20 protein-coding genes are annotated in these 21,974 nt (G+C 62.6%); 13 read left to right on the forward strand and 7 right to left on the reverse strand.

The features are described 5' to 3' along the window. From K7W03_RS10100 to K7W03_RS10125, 6 genes are all read left to right on the forward strand, one after another. Positions 1 to 215: acyl-CoA dehydrogenase family protein (locus K7W03_RS10100; RefSeq protein WP_264319055.1), on the forward strand; the 215-nt coding region annotated here is incomplete at its 5' end. A gap of 10 nt (positions 216 to 225) precedes the next feature. Further along, the gene (locus K7W03_RS10105; RefSeq protein WP_222886227.1) at positions 226 to 1,242 is read left to right on the forward strand and encodes an NADP-dependent oxidoreductase; all 1,017 of its coding nucleotides are present in this window, start codon (positions 226 to 228) and stop codon (positions 1,240 to 1,242) included. Between the two features lie 6 nt (positions 1,243 to 1,248). After that, positions 1,249 to 2,457 carry a CoA transferase gene (locus K7W03_RS10110; protein WP_222886228.1) on the forward strand — a complete coding sequence of 403 codons (1,209 nt, stop codon included), beginning with the start codon at positions 1,249 to 1,251 and terminating at the stop codon, positions 2,455 to 2,457. Continuing rightward, positions 2,454 to 3,278 (forward strand): MaoC family dehydratase N-terminal domain-containing protein, encoded by an 825-nt coding sequence (locus K7W03_RS10115; RefSeq protein ID WP_222886229.1) that lies wholly within the window; start codon positions 2,454 to 2,456, stop codon positions 3,276 to 3,278. Before K7W03_RS10110 ends, K7W03_RS10115 begins: the two co-directional genes overlap by 4 nt. Before the next feature lie 25 nt (positions 3,279 to 3,303). Next, entirely contained in the window at positions 3,304 to 4,458 is a 1,155-nt protein-coding gene (locus tag K7W03_RS10120; RefSeq protein WP_025548828.1) for an acyl-CoA dehydrogenase family protein, read from the forward strand. A 25-nt stretch (positions 4,459 to 4,483) separates the two neighbouring features. Beyond that, entirely contained in the window at positions 4,484 to 5,680 is a 1,197-nt protein-coding gene (locus tag K7W03_RS10125; protein WP_222886230.1) for an acetyl-CoA C-acetyltransferase, read from the forward strand. 71 nt (positions 5,681 to 5,751) lie between these two features. Here the strand turns inward: K7W03_RS10125 and K7W03_RS10130 are convergent, their stop codons facing one another. Further along, positions 5,752 to 6,513, reverse strand: coding sequence for a competence/damage-inducible protein A (locus K7W03_RS10130; protein ID WP_025548830.1), 762 nt, complete (start codon positions 6,511 to 6,513; stop codon positions 5,752 to 5,754). A gap of 80 nt (positions 6,514 to 6,593) precedes the next feature. Here K7W03_RS10130 and map point away from each other — a divergent pair, with 80 nt between their 5' ends. From map to K7W03_RS10150, 4 genes are all read left to right on the forward strand, one after another. Continuing rightward, complete coding sequence (gene map / locus K7W03_RS10135; RefSeq protein WP_025548831.1) at positions 6,594 to 7,424, forward strand: type I methionyl aminopeptidase; 831 nt, start codon at positions 6,594 to 6,596, stop codon at positions 7,422 to 7,424. A 242-nt stretch (positions 7,425 to 7,666) separates the two neighbouring features. Then, positions 7,667 to 8,005 (forward strand): P-II family nitrogen regulator, encoded by a 339-nt coding sequence (locus tag K7W03_RS10140; protein ID WP_222886231.1) that lies wholly within the window; start codon positions 7,667 to 7,669, stop codon positions 8,003 to 8,005. Positions 8,006 to 8,101: 96 nt separating this feature from the next. Then, on the forward strand, positions 8,102 to 9,514 hold the full coding sequence (glnA, locus tag K7W03_RS10145; RefSeq protein ID WP_025548834.1) for a type I glutamate--ammonia ligase: 1,413 nt from the start codon (positions 8,102 to 8,104) through the stop codon (positions 9,512 to 9,514). A 301-nt stretch (positions 9,515 to 9,815) separates the two neighbouring features. Beyond that, positions 9,816 to 10,868: an NAD(P)H-dependent flavin oxidoreductase gene (locus tag K7W03_RS10150; protein ID WP_222886232.1), complete on the forward strand. Its 1,053-nt coding sequence runs from the start codon at positions 9,816 to 9,818 to the stop codon at positions 10,866 to 10,868. Here the strand turns inward: K7W03_RS10150 and K7W03_RS10155 are convergent. Beyond that, complete coding sequence (locus K7W03_RS10155) at positions 10,865 to 11,518, reverse strand: histidine phosphotransferase family protein (protein WP_044662436.1); 654 nt, start codon at positions 11,516 to 11,518, stop codon at positions 10,865 to 10,867. The genes K7W03_RS10150 and K7W03_RS10155 overlap by 4 nt on opposite strands. Positions 11,519 to 11,599: 81 nt before the next feature. Continuing rightward, the gene (locus K7W03_RS10160) at positions 11,600 to 12,001 is read right to left on the reverse strand and encodes a Mov34/MPN/PAD-1 family protein (protein ID WP_222886233.1); all 402 of its coding nucleotides are present in this window, start codon (positions 11,999 to 12,001) and stop codon (positions 11,600 to 11,602) included. Between the two features lie 17 nt (positions 12,002 to 12,018). Here K7W03_RS10160 and K7W03_RS10165 point away from each other — a divergent pair, with 17 nt between their 5' ends. From K7W03_RS10165 to mtgA, 3 genes are all read left to right on the forward strand, one after another. Next, positions 12,019 to 12,984, forward strand: a complete 966-nt coding sequence (locus K7W03_RS10165; RefSeq protein ID WP_222886234.1) for an RluA family pseudouridine synthase — start codon at positions 12,019 to 12,021, stop codon at positions 12,982 to 12,984. A gap of 75 nt (positions 12,985 to 13,059) precedes the next feature. Continuing rightward, the gene (gene rpoH, locus K7W03_RS10170; RefSeq protein ID WP_025548839.1) at positions 13,060 to 13,974 is read left to right on the forward strand and encodes an RNA polymerase sigma factor RpoH; all 915 of its coding nucleotides are present in this window, start codon (positions 13,060 to 13,062) and stop codon (positions 13,972 to 13,974) included. Positions 13,975 to 14,176: 202 nt separating this feature from the next. Next, complete coding sequence (gene mtgA, locus K7W03_RS10175; RefSeq protein ID WP_048575722.1) at positions 14,177 to 14,872, forward strand: monofunctional biosynthetic peptidoglycan transglycosylase; 696 nt, start codon at positions 14,177 to 14,179, stop codon at positions 14,870 to 14,872. Positions 14,873 to 14,921: 49 nt separating this feature from the next. On the opposite strand, the gene K7W03_RS10180 is transcribed toward mtgA, so the two are convergent. The 4 genes from K7W03_RS10180 to K7W03_RS10195 form a co-directional block, all read right to left on the reverse strand. Then, positions 14,922 to 18,251, reverse strand: coding sequence for a TonB-dependent receptor (locus K7W03_RS10180; protein WP_222886235.1), 3,330 nt, complete (start codon positions 18,249 to 18,251; stop codon positions 14,922 to 14,924). Positions 18,252 to 18,616: 365 nt separating this feature from the next. Continuing rightward, positions 18,617 to 19,885, reverse strand: a complete 1,269-nt coding sequence (clpX, locus tag K7W03_RS10185; protein ID WP_007685071.1) for an ATP-dependent Clp protease ATP-binding subunit ClpX — start codon at positions 19,883 to 19,885, stop codon at positions 18,617 to 18,619. A 135-nt stretch (positions 19,886 to 20,020) separates the two neighbouring features. After that, entirely contained in the window at positions 20,021 to 20,656 is a 636-nt protein-coding gene (gene clpP, locus K7W03_RS10190; RefSeq protein WP_007685070.1) for an ATP-dependent Clp endopeptidase proteolytic subunit ClpP, read from the reverse strand. Between the two features lie 113 nt (positions 20,657 to 20,769). Next, the gene (locus tag K7W03_RS10195) at positions 20,770 to 21,747 is read right to left on the reverse strand and encodes a glycosyltransferase family 2 protein (protein WP_222886236.1); all 978 of its coding nucleotides are present in this window, start codon (positions 21,745 to 21,747) and stop codon (positions 20,770 to 20,772) included. Positions 21,748 to 21,974: the final 227 nt, after the last annotated feature.

The following is a 21,974-nucleotide window of genomic DNA, read 5'->3' on the forward strand; positions in this document are numbered from 1 at the left end:
ATCCCGCCCTCCCCGCCCTCGCCTCCCTGGCCAAGGCGACCGTTGGGGAAACGCTGCACGGTATTTCATCCCAGATGGTCCAGCTTCACGGCGGCATCGGCATGACCCATGAGCATGATGCGGGACTTTATCTGAAGCGGGCGCGGGTGGCGGCGCAATGCTATGGCTCGACCGCCTGGCATCGCGAGCGCTGGGCGCGGCTCAACGGCTATTGAGGCGACCGGCATGCAATCGCGTGAAATCCACTTGAAGCGCCGCCCGATCGGCACGCCGGTCGCGGAAGACTTCGCCATGGTCACGGTCGACGCACCGCCGCCCGGTCCGGGCGAAGTGCAGGTCCGCAACCTGTGGATGGCGGTCGATCCCGCCATGCGCGGGCGGATGAGCGACGCCAAGAGCTATGTCCCGCCCTTCGCGCTCGATGCGCCGATGGAGGGGCCGGCGATCGGAGAGGTCATCGCTTCCAATGATCCGGCCTTCGCGCCGGGCGATCTCGTCTTCTCCCGCCTTGGATGGCGGGAGGTCTTCAACGCCCCTGCCAGTGCGCTTCAGCAGCGGGACAGGAGCGCCCTCCCCACCCAGGCCTGGCTCTGTTTCGCCGGGATGCCGGGCCTGACGGCTTATGCCGGGCTGATGCGGATCGCACGGCTGCAGCCTGACGAGGTCGTATTCGTCTCGGCAGCGTCCGGTGCGGTCGGCTCGATAGCCTGCCAGATCGCCCGCAACATCGGATGCAAGGTAATCGGATCGGCGGGCGGCTCGGAAAAGACCGCCTTCCTGCGCGATGTGCTGAAGGTCGACGCCGCCATCGATTACAAGGCGGAGCCGAACCTCACCAAAGCGCTCGCCCGTGAGGTCAAGGCGATCGGCGCGACGGGCATCGACGTTTATTTCGAAAATGTCGGCGGCGATCATTTGCAGGCCGCGCTGTCGCTGGCCCATAATTTCGCCCGTTTCGCGGTGTGCGGGATGATCTCCCAATATAACGTCACCGATGCGCCGGTCGTACCGCGCAACCTTACCATGATCATGACCAAGCGCATCCGCATGGAAGGCTTCATCGCACTCGACCATATGGACCTTGAGACCGAGATGGTGGAGCGGATGACGGCCTGGAACGCCGCGGGGCAAATGGCTTCGGCGGAAACGGTCTATGAAGGGATCGACAAGGCGCTGGATGCCTTTTGGGGTCTGTTCACCGGCGCGAACATCGGTCGGACCCTTGTCGGATTCCTGGGGTGAAACTGCATGTATGATTTGCTGAAAGGCCTGCGTGTCGTCGAAGGCGCCGCCTTCATAGCCGGGCCATCCTGTGGCCTGCACCTCGCTCAGATGGGCGCGGAAGTGATCCGCTTCGACGCCATCGGCGGCGGTCCGGACTACCGCCGCTGGCCGGTCGCGCCCAGTGGGGACAGCCTCTATTGGGAGGGGCTGAACAAGGGCAAGAAATCCATCGCCATCGACCTTGGCCGTCCCGAAGGCCGCGAACTGGCCGTGGCGCTGGCGACGGCGCCGGGCGACAATGCCGGGCTGTTCCTCACCAACTATCCGGTGAAGGGTTTCCTCAGCCATGAAGCGCTGGCGGCGAGGCGCGCCGACATCATCACCGTCCGGGTGATGGGCTGGGCTGACGGATCGCCAGCGGTCGACTATACGATCAACGCGGCGGTCGGCGTGCCGCAGATGACGGGGCCGGCCGATGACGAACGGCCCGTCAACCATGTGCTGCCGGCGTGGGATTTGCTGGGCGGAGCCTATGCCGCCTTCGCGCTGACATCGGCGCTGCTCCGCCGCAGGACCAGCGGCGAGGGCGCGGAAATCCGCATTCCCCTGTCCGATCTGGCGGCGTCCAGCCTGTCGCATCTGGGTTCGGTGGCGGAAGTGCTGTCCGCCGGAGACCGCCCCCGCATGGGCAATGACCTGTTCGGCGCCTTCGGACGCGATTTCGTGACGGCGGACGGCAAGCGGCTGATCGTCGTCGCCATCACGCCGCGCCAGTGGAGCGGCCTGCTCAAGACGCTGGACCTCAGCGATGCGGTCAGCGCCATCGAAACGGAACTTGGGACCAGCTTCGCCAGGGATGAAGGCGCCCGCTTCACCCACCGCGCCCGCCTCTTCCCGCTGTTCGAGGCTGCCTTCGCAAGCCGCACGGCCGAAGCGCTGAAACCCGCCTTCGACGCGGGCGGCGTCACCTGGGGCGAATATCAGACGCTGCATCGGGCGGTGACGACCGACGCGCGCCTGTTCACCGCCAATCCGCTGTTCAAGACGCTGACCCATCCGAGCGGCCTCAGCTATCCGACATCCGGTCCGGCCGGCACGCTGGCCAACGAAGGCCGCGGTCCCGTCGCCACCGCGCCGAAGCTGGGGCAACATACCGACGAAGTGCTCGCCACCGTGCTGGGCCTGGACAGCGGCGCGATCGGACGGCTGCATGATGAAGGCCTGGTGGCATGACCGTGACCGAAGCCGACATCGCCCATTGGCGCAGCTGGATCGGCAAGACAGAGAGCCGCACTGAAATTCTGGACAGTCAGGCGCTCACCCGCTTTGCCGCCGCCATAGGCGAACCGCTGAACGTCGGGGAAATCCAGCCGTCCCTCGCCCATTGGGCCTTCTTCCTGCCCGTCGCCGCAGCGGACCGGATCGGTCCTGACGGCCACCCCAGACGCGGAGGCTTCCTGCCCCCGGTCAGCCTGCCCCGCCGCATGTTCGCGGCATCGGACATGGCATTCGGTCCCTCTCTGCTGCTCGACAGGGAGGCGACCCGCATCTCCACCGTGCGCGATGTCGCGCATAAATCGGGACGCAGCGGCGAGCTGATCCTGCTGACCGTGGACCATCGCATCGTCCAGGGGGACGATGAATGCGTGCGCGAGACCCAGACCATCGTCTATCGCGATGCAGGCGGCGCGACTCCCGCCATCGTTCCGGCCCCATTCCCCCCGGAGGAGAAGGACGCTGTCTGGACGCCGTCCACGGTCGATCTGTTCCGCTTTTCCGCCGTGACCTTCAACAGCCACCGCATCCATTACGACCTGCCCTATGCTTGCGCGGACGAAGGTTATCCGGGGCTGGTGATCCACGGTCCCTTCACCGCCGCCAAGCTGTTCGGCCAAGCCCGCAACGGAGGGCGCAAGCCCAGCCGCTTCTCCTTCCGCGCCGTCGCCCCGGTCTTTTGCGGCCAGAGCGTGCTGCTGCGCGAGGATGAGGGCGGTCGCTTCCGCGCCATTCGCTGTGACGGCATGGACGCCATGGTGGCGGACGTCGCTTATTGAAGTTCTGAGAGAGGAGTTTTTCGAGATGGACGCCGAGACGTTCGACCTGTTCCGCACCACCGTCCAGCGCTTCGTCGCGGAAAAGCTGATCCCCGCCGAAGATGCGGTCGAGGAGGCCGACGCCGTACCCGAAAGCATCATCCAGCAGATGCGCGACATGGGCCTGTTCGGCCTTTCCGTGCCGGAGGAATTTGGCGGCCTTGGCTGTACCATGGCGGAGGAAGCGGCGATCATCCGGGAGATCACCCGCGCCTCGGTCGTGTTCCGCTCGGTCATCGGCACCACGGTCGGCATCGGCAGCCAGGGCATCGTCATGGACGGCACCGAGGAGCAGAAGCGCGAATGGCTGCCCAAATTCGCGACCGGCGAAGCCATCGCCAGCTTCGGCCTGACAGAGCCGGAGGCGGGTTCCGACGCGGGTTCGCTGCGTACCGTAGCGATCCGGGACGGCGACAATTACCGCATCAGCGGCACCAAGCGCTACATCACCAATGCCCCCCGCGCGAGCGTCTTCACGCTGATGGCGCGCACGGAGCCCGATGTGAAGGGCGCGGCGGGCATCTCCGCCTTCATCCTGCCCGCCAGCACGCCCGGCATCAGCTTCGGCAAGCCCGACAAGAAGATGGGGCAGAAGGGGTCGATCACCACGGACGTCATCCTGGACGATGTGGTCGTGCCAGCGAGCGCCATCATCGGCGGCGTGCCCGGGCGCGGCTTCAAGACCGCGATGAAGGTGCTGGATCGCGGACGCATCCACATCGCGGCCGTCTCGCTCGGCATGTGCCAGCGGCTGATCGACATGGCGCTCTCCTACGCGCTGGAGCGCAAGCAGTTCGGCCAGCGCATCGCCGACTTCCAGCTTGTCCAGGGCATGCTGGCCGACATGAAGGTCGACATGCTGACCACCGAAGCGCTGATGCAGTCGGTCGCGGCGAAGTTCGATGCGGGCGAACCCGTCAGCCTGGAATGCGCCGCGCTCAAATATCATGCATCTGAAGCTGTGGGCCGGATCGCGGACCGCGCCGTGCAAATCTATGGCGGCGCCGGCTATATGGCCGAATATAAGGTGGAGCGCTTCTATCGCGATGTCCGTCTGCTGCGCATCTATGAGGGCACCAGCCAGATCCAGCAGACAATCATCGCCAGGCAAATGATCCGCCAGGCCGAATCCGCCCGCTGATTTTTCATCCGAAGGACTTATCCCCATGCGCAGAGCCGCCATAGTCGCCCCCATCCGCACCGCCGTCGGCAAATATGGCGGGTCGCTCAAGTCGATGACGGCGGGCGATCTGGGCGCCATCATCATCAAGGCGCTGGTGGATCGCACCAGGATCGACCCCGAGCGGATCGACGACGTGGTGTTCAGCCAGGGCTATGGCAATGGCGAGGCGCCGTGCATCGGCCGCTGGTCGGCGCTGGCGGCGGGGCTGCCCGAATCCGTTCCCGGCGTGCAGCTCGACCGGCGCTGCGGCTCCGGACTTCAGGCGGTGATCGACGCCGCCATGCGAATCCAGACCGGCGCCGCGGACATGGTGATCGCAGGCGGCGTGGAAAGCATGTCGAACGTCGAATATTATTCGATCGATCATCGCTGGGGCGCCCGGTCCGGCTCGACCCAGTTCCACGACCGCCTGACGCGGGGCCGGGTGATGTCCCAGCCGATCGAACGCTATGGCATCATCAGCGGCATGATCGAGACGGCGAACAATCTCGCCAGGGATTATGACATCTCGCGGGAAGCCTGCGACGAATATGCCGCGATGAGCCACCAGCGCGCCGCCGCCGCATGGGAAGCGGGCAAGTTCGACGACGAACTGGTTCCCGTCCCAGTGCCGCAGCGCAAGGGCGAGCCCCTGATGTTCGTGAAGGATGAGGGCATCCGCGCCGACGCCACGCCGGAATCGCTGGCCCTGCTGAAGCCCATCGAGAAGGACGGTGTCGTCACCGCCGGCAATGCCAGCCAGCAGAATGACGCGGCGGCGGCCTGCCTCGTGGTGGCGGAGGACAAGCTCAGCGAACTTGGCCTGGAGCCCATGGGCTACCTGCATAGCTGGTCGGCGGCGGGCTGCGACCCCTCGCGCATGGGCATCGGGCCGGTTCCGGCGGTCGAACGGCTGTTCGCACGCACCGGCCTCGGGTGGAAAGACATCGATCTGGTCGAACTCAACGAAGCCTTTGCGCCGCAGGTGCTCGCCTGCCTCAAGGGCTGGAACTGGGACGACCGGGACAAGCTGAACGTCAATGGCTCGGGCATTTCGCTGGGCCATCCCATCGGGGCTACGGGGGGACGGATTCTCGCCAATCTGCTGCGCGAATTGCAGCGACGCGATGGACGCTATGGACTGGAGACGATGTGCATCGGCGGCGGCCAGGGTCTGGCCGCGATATTCGAGCGAGCCTGACAAAGGCGCATGGCCGCCCAAGGGGGAGCGTCAATGTCCGCTCCCCATCCGAAGCACCTATGGGACGGGGCTCAAATTCCGCCGGCCACCACCGGCCAGCCGCCCTGCTCCAACCCGGCGCTCAAGTCCGCCACGCACCGATCCAGCCCTTCCGCGTCGACTGAGCGGATCACGAAATTAGCGCCCGTCCTCCCCTCGCGGAAGAAGGGATAGCTGCCGATCTGGCAACCCTCATGCGCCCGTTCCGTCGCGCCGAGAAGGTCCGCGATCTCGCTTTCCGCCACCCAGCAACCGATGGTGGCGGACAGCACCGGCAGCCCCCCCTCCAGCTTCCCCGTCAGGCTATCCAGCATCCCGGCGGTGATATGCGGCACGCCGGCCATGATGAAGATATTGCCATGCCGAATGCCCGGAGCGCCCGACATGCGATTTTCGATCAGGCTTGATCCGGCAGGTGCGCGGGCCATGCGCAGACGCGCCTCGGTCAAGCCTCCGCGCGTTTCATAATAGGCCGACAGCATCGCCTGCGCCTCGGGGTGGATTTCAACGTCGACGCCCAGCGCCGCGGCGATGGCGTCCACGGTAATATCGTCGTGGGTCGGCCCGATGCCGCCGGTCGTGAACAGATAATCGTTGCGTGCGCGAAGCGCATTCACCGCTTCCACGATCGCGTCGCTGTCATCGGCGACCACCCGCACTTCGCGCAGGCGGATGCCCTGCACATTCAGCCATGTCGCAATCTGCGACACATTCTTGTCCTGGGTCCTGCCCGAGAGAATCTCGTCGCCGATCACGATCAGCGCTGCGGTCCATATGCGGGTCGGGTCGGCCATAGGCTGGCCATAGCTTCTGCCGCGCGCCCTGCCTAGCCGCCCTCTCGCATTATGCGGCATCCCCGCCTATAATCACGTCCATGACCGAATATATGACGATGACGGCGGACGCGCCGATTTCCCGCTCGACCGCGATCAAGCTCTATGACGCGGCCGGTTTCGAAGGCATGCGCAAGGCCGGGCGGCTGGCCGCGGAGATACTGGACGCGCTGGTGCCCCACGTCGTGCCGGGCGTCACGACCGGAGAGCTGGACGACATCGTCCGCCGCATGACGCTGGACGGCGGCGGCGTGCCCGCGACTTTGGGCTATCGCGGCTACACCCATAGCTGTTGCATCTCGCTCAACAATGTCATCTGCCACGGCATTCCCGGCGATCAGAAGCTGAAGGAAGGCGACATATTGAATATCGATGTGACGCCGCTGGTCGATGGTTGGCACGGCGACAGCAGCCGTATGTATATTTGCGGCGAAGCCCCGATCAAGGCGCGGCGCCTGGTCGAAGTCACCTATGAATGCCTGATGCTGGGTATTGAGCAGGCTAAGCCCGGCAATATGCTGGGCGACATCGGCCATGCCATCCAGCGTCATGCGGAAAAACACCGCTATGGCGTCGTGCGCGATTTTTGCGGCCACGGCCTGGGCCGCGTGTTCCATGACAGCCCGGAGGTGGTCCATGTCGGCCGCCCTGGCACCGGCCCGGAACTCAAGCCCGGCATGTTCTTCACCATCGAACCGATGATCAATATCGGCAAGCCGGGCGTGAAGATGCTGGAGGATGGCTGGACGGCGGTCACGCGCGACCGTACCCTGTCCGCGCAGTTCGAACACAGCATCGGCATCACTGAAACCGGTTGCGAGATATTCACCAGGAGCCCTGCGGGTCTCGACGCGCCGCCCTATCAGCGTTGATCATATCAGCCATGCCTAAAAAATGGGCAGTACATCATGATATTGCCCGGAATCCGGGCAATATGGACAAAAGTTGCTGCATCGCAGAAAGCAGTTTCCAGCGATTCGCTATTTGGCACGGTAATTGATTAGGAAGAGAGGCGGCTCTTGCCTTCGGGGGGCATGACAGTCGTCGCTCGATCAGGACGAAGGGCGGGATCATACCCGCCATTTGGCGCGCGTTTGAGTTGGGATATCTAGAGATGAAGAAGATCGAAGCGATCATCAAACCGTTCAAGCTCGACGAAGTGAAGGAAGCGCTGCACGAAGTGGGCGTGTCGGGCATCACCGTCACCGAGGCCAAGGGTTTCGGTCGCCAGAAGGGCCATACGGAACTTTATCGCGGCGCCGAATATGTGGTGGATTTCCTGCCCAAGGTGAAGCTGGAGGTCGTGGTGGACGATTCGCTCGCCGAACGGGTGGTGGAGGCGATCTCTGCCGCGGCGCAGACCGGCCGCATTGGCGACGGCAAGATCTTCATTTCCAATGTCGAGGGTGCGGTGCGCATCCGCACCGGCGAGCGCGACAGCGACGCCATCTGATTTTCACCAAACTTCTCGCCGGCTTCAGCGGTCTGGCGGCTGACCACATCAACTTACCCCTTCGGGGGGGTATCATGAAAGAAGGGCAAGGTTCACATGGCTAACACGCCTAAAGACATCCTGAAGATGATCGAGGAAAAGGAGATCGAATGGGTCGATGTCCGTTTCACCGATCCCAAGGGCAAGTGGCAGCACCTGACCATGGTGTCTTCGGTGCTGGGCGAGGATGAACTGACCCAGGGCCTGATGTTCGACGGTTCGTCGATCGAAGGCTGGAAGGCGATCAACGAATCGGACATGATCCTGAAGCCCGACCTGGACGCCGTCTATGTCGATCCGTTCAGCGCCACGCCGATGCTCATCATCTTCTGCGACATCGTGGAACCCGACACCGGCGAACTCTACAGCCGCGACCCGCGTTCGACCGCGAAGCGCGCCGAAGCCTTCGTCAAGTCGGCCGGTTTCGGCGACACCGTCTATGTCGGCCCGGAAGCCGAATTCTTCATGTTCGACGATGTCCGCTTCAACTCGGACTATAATGAATCCTTCTTCAAGATCGACGATGTCGAGCTGCCGACGAACACCGGCAAGGAATATGAAGGCGGCAACCTTGCCCACCGTCCGCGCGCCAAGGGCGGCTATTTCCCCGTCGCGCCGGTCGATCCCTGCACCGACATCCGCGCCGAGATGGTGTCGACCATGCTGGAAATGGGCCTGCCCTGCGACAAGCACCACCATGAAGTGGCCGCTGCCCAGCACGAACTCGGCCTGACCTTCGGTACGCTAGTCCAGACCGCCGACCGCATGCAGATTTACAAATATGTCGTGCAGATGGTCGCCCAGGCCTATGGCAAGACGGCGACCTTCATGCCGAAGCCGATCGCGCAGGACAACGGTTCCGGCATGCACACCCACATGTCGATCTGGGAAGGCGGCAAGCCGCTCTTCGCGGGCGAAGGCTATGCCGGTCTTTCGGAAACCTGCCTCTACTTCATCGGCGGCGTCATCAAGCACGCCAAGGCCCTGAATGCCTTCACCAACCCGACCACCAACAGCTACAAGCGCCTGGTGCCGGGCTTCGAAGCCCCGGTTCTGCTGGCCTATTCGGCCCGCAACCGCTCGGCCTCCTGCCGTATTCCCTACGGCGCGGGCGCCAAGGCGAAGCGCGTCGAATTCCGCTTCCCCGACGCGATGGCCAACCCCTATCTGTGCTATTCGGCGCTGCTGATGGCCGGCCTTGACGGCATCGAGAACAAGATTCATCCCGGCGCGGCGATGGACAAGAACCTGTACGACCTGCCGCCGGAAGAACTGAGCCAGGTGCCGACCGTTTGCGGTTCGCTGCGTGAAGCGCTGAACTCGCTGGCCGCCGACTACGACTTCCTGCTGAAGGGCGACGTGTTCACCAAGGACCAGATCGAGGCCTATCTCGAACTGAAGTGGCCCGAAGTGTACCGCTGGGAAATGGCGCCCTCGCCGGTGGAATTCGACATGTACTACAGCGCCTGATCCATTCGGGACTGTTGAAAAAGGGGCTCGGTCGCACAGGCGACCGGGCCCTTTTCATTTGGGATGTGGGAATGGACGGAAGCAGAACGCGATTATCCGACCCAACCGGGCCATGCTCCTCCGAAGGCCGACGCACAGATCAAACGATGTTCAAGCGCCGGACAGAGCCCTCATGAGCCACTTGCCTCATTCGGCTGCCCTGGCAGAAGCATGGCGCACTTGATGGCGACAATTGGCGAATTCAGCTTCAGCCCAGATCCGCCCATTGCCCGCCCGCCGCAAAACTCCGACAATCGATCCCATGTCGATCATCGAATCGCTGGGCCTGTCCCATCCCATCATCCAGGCGCCGATGGCCGGTGTCTCGACGCCCGCCATGGCGGCAGCCGTCTCCAATGCAGGAGCGCTTGGCTCCATTGCCGTGGGCGCCACCGACGCGGCGGGTGCCCGCGCCATGATAGAAGCCGTCCGCGCCCAGACCAGCCGTCCCTTCAACGTCAACCTTTTCACCCATCGGCCCGCGCGCAGCGACCCCGTCAGGGAAGGGGCCTGGCTCGCTGCACTGACGCCACTGTTCCAGGCCTATGATGCCCAGCCTCCGACCGGCCTGCGCGAAATCTACCGCAGCTTCGTAGAGGACGACGCAATGCTCGCCACCTTGGTCGAACTTGCGCCGCCGGTCGTCAGCTTCCATTTCGGATTGCCCGATCCAACCAGCATCGCGGCGCTCAAGCGAGCCGGATGCCTTCTCCTCGCAACCGTCACCAGTCCGGTCGAAGCGCGGGCTGCGCGGGAAGCGGGCATCGACGCCATGGTCGCACAGGGATATGAGGCAGGAGGCCATCGAGGCGCCTTCGATCCCGAAGCGCCTGACGACCAGCTCGGCACCTTCGCCCTCACCCGCCTGCTTGCAGCCCAATGCGACCTGCCCGTGATCGCAGCGGGCGGCATCATGGACGGGCAAGGCATTCGTGCCGCGCTCGCCCTCGGCGCGGTCGCGGCACAACTGGGCACAGCCTTCATCGCCTGCACGGAAAGCAGCGCCGACGCAGCCTATCGCGCCGCCCTCACGAGCCCCGCTGCCCATCACACCGCGATGACCCGCGCCATTTCAGGTCGTCCGGCCCGCTGCCTTGCCAATCGCTTCACCGCCTGGGGCGCCGAGGCAGCATTGCAGCCGCCCGCCTACCCCATCGCCTATGATGCGGGCAAAGCGCTGAACGCCGCGGCAAAGGCCAAGGGCGAAGGCGGCTTCGGCGCGCAATGGGCCGGCCAGGGTGCACCGCTGGCTCGCGCCCTGCCCGCCGCCGAGCTGATCGGCCTTCTGGCGAGGGAAATGCAGGAAAGCGCTTAGCGCGCGTCGGGAATGGACGCCCCGAACAGCAGGATCGGCTCGCCAGCAGGCGACAGCGCAATCTCCCCGCCGACGCTCGTCACCAGGGTGCGCACCATCCACGCCGCCGACGTGCGCGAAGCCAGCCCCTCCGGCGGCAAAGTCCCCGCCAGCGCGGCGCGCAGGTCGGGATCAAGCACCAGTTTCGGCCCTTCCGCCCGCACGACGATCTCCGTCACGCCCGGCCGCTTTTCCGCCCCGATGTCGAGCTGGCCGCCCCGCACGAGCGCATCGCCCGCAATCAGCGCCAGGTTCAGCAACACCTTCACCGGCAGCTTTTCCAGCATGTCGTCCTCGACCAGCCAGCCGATCTTCACCCGGCCCGAAGCCGCGAACATACCCTCGATCGCGACCCGCGCCTCATGCGTCGGCACGGCATCGCCAAAGCCGCCCGCCGAACCGAAGGCCAGGCGGAAGAATTTCAGCTTGTTCGCAGAGGTCTTCGCGCTGTCCGCCAGCAGGTCCAGACAACGCTGCCGCATTTCCGGGTCCGTTTCGTCCGCCATCAGCTCGAGCCCGTTGTTGAGCGCGCCGACCGGGCTCAAAAGGTCATGACAAAGGCGCGAGCAAAGCAGGCTGGCAAAATCGATGCTGTCGATCGGATTGGTCATGAAGGTTCGCCGCCGCCGGAGAAATGAACAGGAAGGAATGAACGGCTAATGCGCTGCCCTGCATCGTGATGCAACCCTCACTCACATGATGTCGAGCAAAGCCTCGACAAATTGCACCTGTCCGTCTCTCCCCGCCGTGGCAAGCCACAGGCGGGCCGCGCCGCCGCCGACGATCAGCCAGAGGCTGCCGTCGGGCGTCGCGCAGGCCGCGTCGGTTTGGGATGGCACGGCCTGACCGCCCGGATGCGAATGATAATGGCCGACGATCGCCGCCCCGCCCGCCCGCGCCGCGCGATGGGCGGCGATCAGTTCGACCGGGTCCAGTTCGAAATGCCGCGCCGGATCGGCGGCGACATTGGCGGCGGGCCGAACCGCCTCGATCCGGCCAGCCTTCCCAAGCAGCAGCCCGCAGACCTCATGCTTGTTCGCCGCCGCTTCGGACATGATTTGTTCCAGCAGCCCTCTTGAAATCCCAACCCTCATTCCTACATTCCTACCCAATGGGTTCGGGGGTTTCCATCATTGAAGCGACAATCGGTGAGGCGCAGGCGGGCATGCGGCTAGACAAGGCGCTTGCCGAGCTGGTTCCCGATCTTTCGCGCGAGCGGCTGAAGGCGCTGATCGTCGAGGGCCAAGTGACGGAAGACCCGGGCAAGGGGGGTGCGCGATCTCCCAATCCTTCCATGAAGGTCGCCGCGGGACAGGCTTTCGCCATCGCCCTTCCGCCACCCGTCGAGGCCGAGGCCGTCGCGCAGGACATCCCGCTGGTCGTGGTGCATGAAGACGCAGACCTGATCGTCATCGACAAGCCGGCGGGCCTGGTCGTCCACCCGGCGGCGGGCAATCTGGACGGCACGCTTGTCAACGCGCTGCTCCATCATTGCCAGGGCCAGCTTTCCGGCATCGGCGGGGTGGCGCGGCCAGGCATCGTCCATCGCATCGACAAGGATACTTCGGGGCTGTTGGTCGTTGCCAAATCCGACCGCGCGCATGAAGGGCTCGCGCAGCAGTTCAAGGCACATTCGATCGATCGGCTCTACGCCGCGATCGTCTATGGCGTGCCGCAGCCGGCGACGGGCACCATCGACACATGGATCGGCCGGTCCGACGCCGATCGAAAGAAGATGGCGGTTCATCGGGAAGGGCGCGGCAAACATGCCGTGACGCATTACCGGACGATGGAAAGGCTGCGCGGCGCGGCCATGGTTGAATGCAGGCTGGAAACCGGACGAACCCATCAGGTCCGCGTCCATATGGCGCATCTGGGACACCCCTTGATCGGCGACCCGGTTTACGGTAGAGAGAGAAAAGGTTTCAAATCGATACTGGAAACGCTGGGTTTCGAAAGGCAGGCATTGCACGCGAAAAGGCTGGGGTTCATACATCCGTTAACGGGTGAGGCGCTCAGCTTCGACAGCAAACTCCCTGTCGATATGCAGGAACTGTTAAGCGAGCTTCACGTATAGTTTTGGACAAGTTTGCGACGGCGCCTTGGACGCCTCTTCTGGGTCCCGCCGCGCATGAAAGGGAAAGGTGACGACATGGCTGATAAAAGCAATGTCCCCGCGGTTCCGGCGCTGGGCGGTGAAGCCAGCCTCAACCGCTATCTGTCGGAAATCCGCAAATTTCCGATTCTGACGCCCGAGCAGGAATATATGCTCGCGAAGCGCTATGCCGAGCATGCGGATTCCGAGGCCGCTGCCCAGCTCGTGACATCGCATCTGCGCCTCGTGGCGAAGATCGCCATGGGCTATCGCGGTTATGGCCTGCCGGTCAGCGAGCTGATCAGCGAAGGCAATATCGGCTTGATGCAGGGCGTGAAGAAGTTCGAACCGGATCGCGGCTTCCGTCTGGCGACCTATGCCATGTGGTGGATTCGCGCATCGATCCAGGAATTCATCCTGCGGTCCTGGAGCCTCGTGAAGATGGGCACCACCGCTGCGCAGAAGAAGCTGTTCTTCAACCTGCGCCGGATGAAGAACAATATCGAAGCGTTCGAAGATGGAGACCTGCACCCCGACGACGTCAGGAAGATCGCGACCGATCTGGGCGTTACGGAGGAGGATGTCATCTCCATGAACCGCCGCATGGCGATGGGCGGCGACACGTCGCTCAACGTGCCGATGCGCGAGGATGGCGAGGGCCAATGGCAGGATTGGCTGGCTGACACCGATCCGCTCCAGGACGAACGCGTCGCCGACCAGCAGGAGAGCGAACTGCGCCACGACATGCTGGTGGAGGCGATGGACGACCTCAACGATCGGGAGAAGCATATCCTGGCCGAACGGCGCCTGGCGGAGGAGCCCAAGACGCTCGAGGAACTCTCGCAGGTCTATGGCGTCAGCCGCGAGCGCGTCCGCCAGATCGAGGTCCGCGCTTTCGAGAAGCTGCAAAAGGCGATGATGCGGATTGCAGGCGACAAGCTGGGCAAAATCTCCCGCCTCGCCGCTGTCTGACCGGATGGCAAAGCGCAAAGGAGCCCTGGAGTGAAATCCGGGGCTTTTTTTTGCTCACCCACTCAATAATCATTCGTGATCCGCGCAAAAGCGGGATCTCAGGCAGTAAAATGCACCTGGCGTCATGAGCCCGGCTTTCGTCGGCACGAAGAGTGGCCTTCTCCCATCTTGAACCGCCCGGCATCCGCGCTACCACGGCAGTATGAACGCCAAGTCCGCTTCCCCTCGCCGCCGCTCCCGCTGGATCGGGATCATCCTCAAGATCATCGGTGGTTTCGTTGCCCTCTCCCTGTTGATGGTGGTGATTTATCGCTTCGTGCCGCCGCCCGTGACATGGACGATGTTGCTGGACCCCAACGGCATCACCAAGGATTGGATGAGCCTGGACAAGATGGACCCGGACATGGCGCGCGCCGCCATCGCTGCGGAGGATAGCCGCTTTTGCAGCCATCATGGCTTCGACGCCGTCGCCATCGCTCAGGCCATGCGGCACAATGCGAGCGGCGGCCGCATCCGCGGCGGATCGACCATCAGCCAGCAGACCGCAAAGAATGTTTTCCTCTTCCAGGGCGGCGGTTTCGTCCGCAAGGGGCTGGAGGCCTGGTTCACGCTCCTGATCGAAGCGATCTGGGGCAAGCGCCGGATCATGGAGGTGTATCTGAATGTCGCGGAAACCGGCATCGGCACTTATGGCGCGCAGGCTGGCGCGATCCGCTATTTCCACCACGGCGCCCAGCGACTGACCCGTGCAGAGGCCGCCCGCATCGCCGCAGTCCTGCCTCTTCCCAAGAAGCGCGAAGCCATCGACCCCCATGGCTTCACCCGCCGCTATGGCAACAGCATCACCGCCCGCATCGGTATTGTCCAGCGCGACGGGCTGGATAGCTGCCTGAAATGAAAAGGGCGCGAATTTCTCCGCGCCCTTTCCTTTCTCATCATCCCGTTGATCAGAAGCTGATGCGGGCGCCGATACGGATTGCATAAAGCGACGATCCGTTAGTGGTCACCAGTTCGTCCGCCAGTACCGTATCGGATGAAGGCTGCTCATATCTATACTGCGCGCAGGCATTGGCACCCGCAGCCACGCAACTGACCTTGGTTACGACCTTACGGAACGGGAAGCTCGACCGCAACTGCTGGCCCCATTTGTGATTCAGCAGATTGGTGAAATTCTCGACGTCCGCGAACAGAGAGAAGCGGGTGCCCAACGGCAGCGGCACCTCCTGCTCTACATGCAAGTCGATGCGCGTGAAGGCCTTGGACCGGAAGGCGTTGCGCGGCGCTATCTGCCCGCGATAGTTCTTCAGACCGGAGCCTTCGATGATCGCATTGATGCGGTCACGCGTCGCGTCGCTATCATAAACGACCTTTGGATCGTTCTCCGTCGGCACATATAGTAGATACCGCAACGCGCTACCGGCCGTGCCGAACACGCCCGAACGCTGACCTGACAGATCCTGCATGGTGTAGCTGTAGGGCGAACCGGCGCGGGTCGTACCAAAGATGTCTATCCGCGTCTTGTAGTCACCGAAGAACGCCCGCTCGAACGAAGCATTGTAGCGGAAGGCCCAACGAACTTCATCGTTCGAATGACCTCGGCCGCCGAAATTCGCATCATAATTGGCGCCGTTGCCATAGATCGAACCTGCCTGCGAGGATGTAAGCGCTCCCGCGTCACGCACGTCCTGGTAGGTGTAGGCACCGCTAAGCGTCAGGCCCCAATCCCAACTCTTTTCAGCACGCAGCACGCCGATCCAGCCGCGACCATATTTGGTATTGGTCAAAAGCAAATCCTGGCCCGTGTCATTTAGCGGCTGGCCATTGGCAGCAAGGATGAGGTTCCGATAACGCTGACGGCCATCCGGCGTGAACGACCCAGGGATCGGCACCGATCGCAAATCGACGACCATCACCTGGCTGCGCACCTTGGAATAAAGCAGGTCTGCGCCAAAACGCCAGCCATCCCCCAGTGCGCCAAAATTGGCCTCGTAATCCACCGACAAAGTCCCGCGATATTGGTTCGGCGCCTTGAAATTCGGATCAATCGCATTGAGGGATGTGGTCGCATTGGGATTGGACGATAGGCCCGCCGCCGCCGCTTGGACCGCGACATCCGCCGCCGCCGGAACGGTGGTAAAGGAAGGGTTGGTCAGGATAGATGCCGCAGACGGATTGGTCGCGCCGTTCAACTGATAAACTCCGCCATCGGTCTGGCGCGCCGAAATCGATGTATTGATCACGCCGGTGTTGGAGAAGCTGTTGCCGATATAGACGTCCGGTGCACCGCCACCGAAGATACCACCGCCACCGCGAATCGTCAGGCGAGGCGTCGGCTTATAGGTGAAGCCGAAACGCGGCTGCACTAACCCGATGCCTCCGATGTTGCTGGCATTGGTGAAGCCGTAACGGCGCGAAAAGTTGGGATTCACCGCGGGCTTGCTGTCCATGCCGAACAGGTCGTAACGCACGCCTATCCCAACTGTCAGTTGGCTGTTGATCCGCCAATCATCCTGCAGGCCGAAAGTGTAGGCATCATAGGAGAAACTCGCGGCAGCGTCTGCAGGATCGAGCGATCCGGCATTGTTGTAGCTGAACGATTGCGCTGTGCCGTTGGCGAAATCCTGAATGCTGTCGAAATAATAAGTTCCGGCTGAGGGATTCACGAACATGTTGAATGACTTTGTGTGGTTCCATTCCGCCAACATGCGGAAATTATGATCGCCCGCCTTCAGCTTGGCCGAGACCGAACCACCCCAGGTGCGGATTTTAAGGACGTTGGACTGGCTCGGCCCCCCAGCGCCCAGAACGAACTGCGGCGTGCCGGTGGGGCACACGGTGCTTACATTGGTCGTGACTGCTCCGCCGGCATTTCGGTCCGACACAGGCGCAGCGCAGATCGACATCTGCGCGCTGCGACCCATCAGAGGGAACTGCCCGCTGTCATAGGTCTTGTAAAGCGCGCGCGCCTCGGTTGAAAAACGATCGGTCCAGTCGGCGTTCCAGTTGACGATGCCGGCCTTCATCTTGTTCGGCTTCCGGTAGGCGTTGGATTCAAGCCCCAGGTCGCGCGTTCCTGTCGTCGTACTGACATTCAGTTCGTCTTTGGTGTAGAGGCCGGTCAGCGAAACACGTTGCGTATCTGAAAGATTGGCGTCGATCTTTGCAACGACACGATCGTCCTTGTCCCCGTCAGAACGCAGGATACCGCCTGGATCATAGCCATATCTGTCCTGAGCGATCTGGGTGATCCGTTCCAGATCGGCGTCGCGCGCACCGATGACGGGCGTGCCGGCATTATCCTCCTGCGTACCAAAGGCGACCGGACGGGCGGCGCGCACGCGTTCCGCCGCTATCATGAAAAACAGCTTATCCTTGATGATCGGGCCGGAAATCTCCGCGCCGAAATCCTTGCTGGTGAAGTTGGGCTGGACGATCCGGCCGGTCGGGTTGAGGATATAGGATTTGGTCTTCTTACCCGTCAATTCGTCTGAGCTGAAGGTGTAGAAAGCGGTGCCATGAAATTCGTTGGTACCCGATTTCAGGATCGCGTTGGATACGCCGCCCTGAAAGAAGCCTTCACGAATATCGTAAGGCGCAACCTTGGTTTCGAATTGACCAATGGAGTCGAGTGGAACCGGGCCGCGACGCGACGGCAAGGCATCGGGATTGAGGCCGAAGCTATCCGTGATCGGCACCCCATCGACAGTGAACCGGTTGAAACGTGGATTCTGTCCGGCGAAGGACACTTGGCGGCCTGTCGTCTGGCTGGTATCCAAAGTCGCGAACGGATCGCGCGCAGCAATGTCGCGAATGTCGCGATTGACCGAAGCAATCTTGCTGATTTCCTCAGCTGTCATGACATTTGCGGGACCGGCCGAGATGTTGCCAGCACCCCGTACAAGTGAAGCGGTCACCACAATCGCCTCGCCTTCCTGCGCCAGTTCGACGGGCAAAGCAAAGGTCTGTCCTACTGCTGTCTGAATGTCGGTGACGGTCGAGGTTGTATAGCCGGATGCAATGACTTCTACCGTATAAGGACCGCCAACGCGCAGACCGGCAGCAGTAAAGCCACCGGAGGAATCGGTAACGGCATTCGATACAGTGCCAGTGGGCACATGCGTTACCTTAACCTGCGCACCAGCAACCGGCTGGCCATTGCTTGTCACATTACCGCGAATGGTCGACGTCGTTTCCTGCGCATGCGCGGGAGCAACAAGTGCGCCTGCAACACCGACGGCCGCCGCAGATGCGGCGAGAAAAATCTTGAGATCCCTCATCTACATTCCCCTTTGGAGCCACCAGCCACCCCGACTGGCAAACCCTTAAGTCACTCACTTTGTTGAGTCCGCCACCGCCTAACGATGCGTGACGACGGCCCTGTGATGCTCCGATTACAGTTTTACGACAATATAACAGTTTTAGAATGACAGCAGCCGGGATATGGTCAAAGGCATTCAAATTAGGGAGGGAACATCCCGTTAAATAATTGATTTTACGCTATTTATGGACGGTCCCTACTACCGCTTGACACTGGTGCAATTTTGCAACGCAGCAAAAATTTTTGTGCACGCGCATCATGGACAGCAAAAAGGGGCCGACGAAATGCACCGGCCCCTTATAGCTTTCAAAAAGTGGGATCGATTCAGGCGGCGTCTTCGGCCCGCTTGTCCTTTTCGCTGAACACGCGAATCGGCTCTTTGCTGCCGGCGACCACATCCTTGTCGACCACCACTTCTCCCACGCCCTCCATCGAAGGCAGGTCGAACATGGTATCGAGCAGGATGGCCTCCAGGATCGAGCGAAGCCCGCGCGCGCCCGTCTTCCGCTCGATGGCCTTCTTGGCAATGGCGGTCAGAGCATCGTCGGTGAAGCTGAGTTCGACATTCTCCATGTCGAACAGCTTGGCATATTGCTTCACCAGTGCGTTCTTCGGCTCAACCAGAATCTTGACCAGCGCAGCCACGTCCAGATCTTCCAGCGTCGCTATCACCGGCAGACGACCGACGAACTCAGGGATGAGCCCGAATTTCAGCAGATCCTCCGGCTCGCTCTGGCGCAGCAGTTCGCCGGTCTTCCGCTCCTCGGGCGCGGCGACATGAGCACCGAAGCCGATCGACTTGGCCTCCAAACGGTCGCCGATGATCTTTTCCAGGCCCGCGAACGCGCCACCGCAGATGAAAAGGATGTTGGTCGTATCGACCTGGAGGAACTCCTGCTGCGGATGCTTGCGCCCGCCCTGCGGCGGAACCGAAGCCGTCGTACCTTCCATCAGCTTCAGCAGCGCCTGCTGCACGCCCTCACCCGAAACGTCGCGCGTGATCGACGGATTTTCGGCCTTGCGGCTGATCTTGTCGATCTCGTCGATGTAGACGATGCCGCGCTGCGCCTTCTCGACATTATAGTCCGACGCCTGGAGCAGCTTGAGGATGATGTTCTCCACATCCTCGCCCACATAGCCCGCCTCGGTCAGCGTGGTCGCGTCGGCCATGGTGAAGGGCACGTCGAACGTCTTGGCCAGCGTCTGCGCCAGCAGCGTCTTGCCGCAGCCGGTCGGACCGACCAGCAGGATGTTGGACTTGGCCAGTTCCACCTCGCCCGGCTTGGTGCCGTGGTTGAGGCGCTTGTAATGGTTGTGGACGGCAACCGACAGGACGCGCTTCGCCCGGTTCTGGCCGATCACATAATCGTCCAGCACATCGCAGATTTCCTGCGGGGTCGGCACGCCGCCATCCTTCTTGCCGACGAGACCGCCCTTGGTCTCCTCCCGGATGATGTCGTTGCACAGTTCCACGCACTCGTCGCAGATGAACACGGTCGGCCCCGCGATCAGCTTACGCACCTCATGCTGCGACTTGCCGCAGAAGGAGCAGTAAAGCGTGCTTTTAGAATCGGAGCCCGTAAGCTTAGTCATTCGCCAATCTCTCTTCCCTCTTTTGAGGCGAACAGCCGCCCCATGCCGAGGGATATTCTGGTCCTAGGATCATCCTAGACCGCGACGCGCCCGTTTCACAAGGGGAGAAAAGGGCGCGTGCGGTAAACATAGGTTTTAGCCCTCGGGGGTTTCCGCCATGGCCGGCCGGCGGTCGAACACTTCGTCCACCAGGCCGAAGGCCTTGGCTTCCTCCGCCTCAAGGAAGGTATCGCGGTCCATGGCGCGCTCCACTTCCTCCAGCGAACGCCCGGTATATTGGACGTAGAGGTTGTTGAGGCGGCTGCGGATGCGCAGGATTTCCTTGGCCTGGATTTCGATGTCCGACGCCATGCCCTGCGCGCCGCCCGATGGCTGGTGCACCATGATGCGCGCGTTGCTGAGCGCGATGCGCTTGCCCGGTTCGCCCGCCGCGAGCAGGAAGCTGCCCATGGAGGCCGCCTGGCCGATGCAGACGGTGCCCACCTGCGGGCGGATATATTTCATCGTATCGTGGATCGCCATACCGGACGTCACCACCCCGCCGGGCGAGTTGATGTACATCCAGATGTCCTTCTTCGGATTTTCCGACTCAAGGAACAACAACTGGGCGACGATCAGCGAGGCCATATGATCCTCGACTTGGCCGGTGACGAAGATGATCCGCTCCCGCAGCAGGCGCGAATAGATGTCGAAGCTGCGCTCGCCCCGGTTCGACTGTTCGATGACGATAGGGACCAGAGCGGCCATGGGATCGGACATGATATCGGTCATTTTGCTCTTTCAGGGTGTGTTGCTTTTGCCCGTTCTCTACATCGGCACAAAAAGCGGACTGTTCAAGGGGTCGCGTGAAACGCGGTCTGTTTGCCCGGCCGAACGGGGCGCAATCAGTCGCGCCGGGCGAAGTCGGATGGCGCCTTGAAGGCGAGATAGGCAAGCCGGCGAACCTCCCGCCGCCCGCGCACCACGGTGTCCAATATAAGGCCGCACATGCCCGAAAGCGTGGCGAGGATCATGAGGCCCGTCACCAATATGGCGGTGGGAAAGCGCGGCACAAGCCCCGTTTTCATATAGGTGAGGATCAGCGGCGCCGCCAGGACCAGTCCCGTCAATGCCAGCAGGGCGGCGATGATGCCGAAGAACAGGATCGGCCGTTCGATGCGATAAAGGGTGATGATCGTCCGCAGGATGCGCCAGCCGTCGCGATAGGTGCTGAGCTTGCTGACCGATCCTTCCGGCCGCGCGCCATAGGCGGTGACCACCTCCGACACGGGCATGGCGAGTTCCAGCGCGTGGACGCTGATCTCCGTCTCGATCTCGAACCCGGCGGAAAGGACGGGAAAGCTCTTGACGAACCGTCGGGAGAAGACACGGTATCCGGAAAGTATGTCCGTGAAGCTGCGTCCGAACAGCCGCTTGAGCAGGCTGGTCAGCGCCCAATTGCCGAAGCGGTGCCCGCGCCGATAGGCCTCCTCAATCTCGCTCCGCCTTGCGCCCACGACCATGTCGAGATTGTCTTCCAGCATTGCCGCCACCATCTTTGGAGCGGCCGCAGCCTCGTAGGTCGCATCGCCATCCGCCATGATGTAGATGTCGGCATCCACGTCCGCGAACATGCGGCGCACCACATGGCCCTTGCCCTGCTGCGCCACGCGGCGGACGATAGCCCCAGCCCCGGCTGCCAGTTCGCGGCTGCCGTCCGTGCTGTTGTTGTCGAACACGTAAATTTCAGCGGAGGGGAACGCCCGGCGGAAATCCTCCACCGTCCGAACGATCGCGCCGGCCTCATTATAGCAGGGCAGGATGACGGCGATCTTCGGCGTGGCAACGCCCTCCCCGCTTTCCACTGCCGGAAATTCCTTCATCGACCCGAAACCTTTTTAGCGCCGCCGCATCACCTCGGAAACACGGCATGTTCCTGCGAAGACAGGACCCAGTTCAAATGGCGGGACTGGATCCTGCCTTGGCAGGAGTTCGACTCCCCCCGATCCTGCCCCCTCTCGACATGAACGGACCTCATTAACATTTCGTCTGCCATGCCGCGCCCGAAATGAAAAGCGCCCGGGCTTCCTTGCGAAGCCGGGCGCTTGTC

It is taken from the genome of Sphingobium sp. PNB, assembly GCF_019873065.1.
In the GTDB taxonomy this organism is placed as follows: domain Bacteria; phylum Pseudomonadota; class Alphaproteobacteria; order Sphingomonadales; family Sphingomonadaceae; genus Sphingobium; species Sphingobium fuliginis.

Coding starts and splice junctions, on each gene's coding strand:
- K7W03_RS10195 (WP_222886236.1), bottom strand. CDS start 21,747: ATGAAGGAATTTCCGGCAGTGGAAAGCGGGGAGGGCGTTGCCACGCCG.
- clpP (WP_007685070.1), bottom strand. CDS start 20,656: ATGACCGATATCATGTCCGATCCCATGGCCGCTCTGGTCCCTATCGTC.
- K7W03_RS10110 (WP_222886228.1), top strand. CDS start 1,249: ATGTATGATTTGCTGAAAGGCCTGCGTGTCGTCGAAGGCGCCGCCTTC.
- map (WP_025548831.1), top strand. CDS start 6,594: ATGACCGAATATATGACGATGACGGCGGACGCGCCGATTTCCCGCTCG.
- K7W03_RS10125 (WP_222886230.1), top strand. CDS start 4,484: ATGCGCAGAGCCGCCATAGTCGCCCCCATCCGCACCGCCGTCGGCAAA.
- K7W03_RS10155 (WP_044662436.1), bottom strand. CDS start 11,518: ATGACCAATCCGATCGACAGCATCGATTTTGCCAGCCTGCTTTGCTCG.
- K7W03_RS10160 (WP_222886233.1), bottom strand. CDS start 12,001: ATGAGGGTTGGGATTTCAAGAGGGCTGCTGGAACAAATCATGTCCGAA.
- clpX (WP_007685071.1), bottom strand. CDS start 19,885: ATGACTAAGCTTACGGGCTCCGATTCTAAAAGCACGCTTTACTGCTCC.
- mtgA (WP_048575722.1), top strand. CDS start 14,177: ATGAACGCCAAGTCCGCTTCCCCTCGCCGCCGCTCCCGCTGGATCGGG.
- K7W03_RS10150 (WP_222886232.1), top strand. CDS start 9,816: ATGTCGATCATCGAATCGCTGGGCCTGTCCCATCCCATCATCCAGGCG.
- rpoH (WP_025548839.1), top strand. CDS start 13,060: ATGGCTGATAAAAGCAATGTCCCCGCGGTTCCGGCGCTGGGCGGTGAA.
- K7W03_RS10120 (WP_025548828.1), top strand. CDS start 3,304: ATGGACGCCGAGACGTTCGACCTGTTCCGCACCACCGTCCAGCGCTTC.
- glnA (WP_025548834.1), top strand. CDS start 8,102: ATGGCTAACACGCCTAAAGACATCCTGAAGATGATCGAGGAAAAGGAG.
- K7W03_RS10130 (WP_025548830.1), bottom strand. CDS start 6,513: ATGGCCGACCCGACCCGCATATGGACCGCAGCGCTGATCGTGATCGGC.
- K7W03_RS10180 (WP_222886235.1), bottom strand. CDS start 18,251: ATGAGGGATCTCAAGATTTTTCTCGCCGCATCTGCGGCGGCCGTCGGT.
- K7W03_RS10140 (WP_222886231.1), top strand. CDS start 7,667: ATGAAGAAGATCGAAGCGATCATCAAACCGTTCAAGCTCGACGAAGTG.
- K7W03_RS10115 (WP_222886229.1), top strand. CDS start 2,454: ATGACCGTGACCGAAGCCGACATCGCCCATTGGCGCAGCTGGATCGGC.
- K7W03_RS10105 (WP_222886227.1), top strand. CDS start 226: ATGCAATCGCGTGAAATCCACTTGAAGCGCCGCCCGATCGGCACGCCG.
- K7W03_RS10165 (WP_222886234.1), top strand. CDS start 12,019: ATGGGTTCGGGGGTTTCCATCATTGAAGCGACAATCGGTGAGGCGCAG.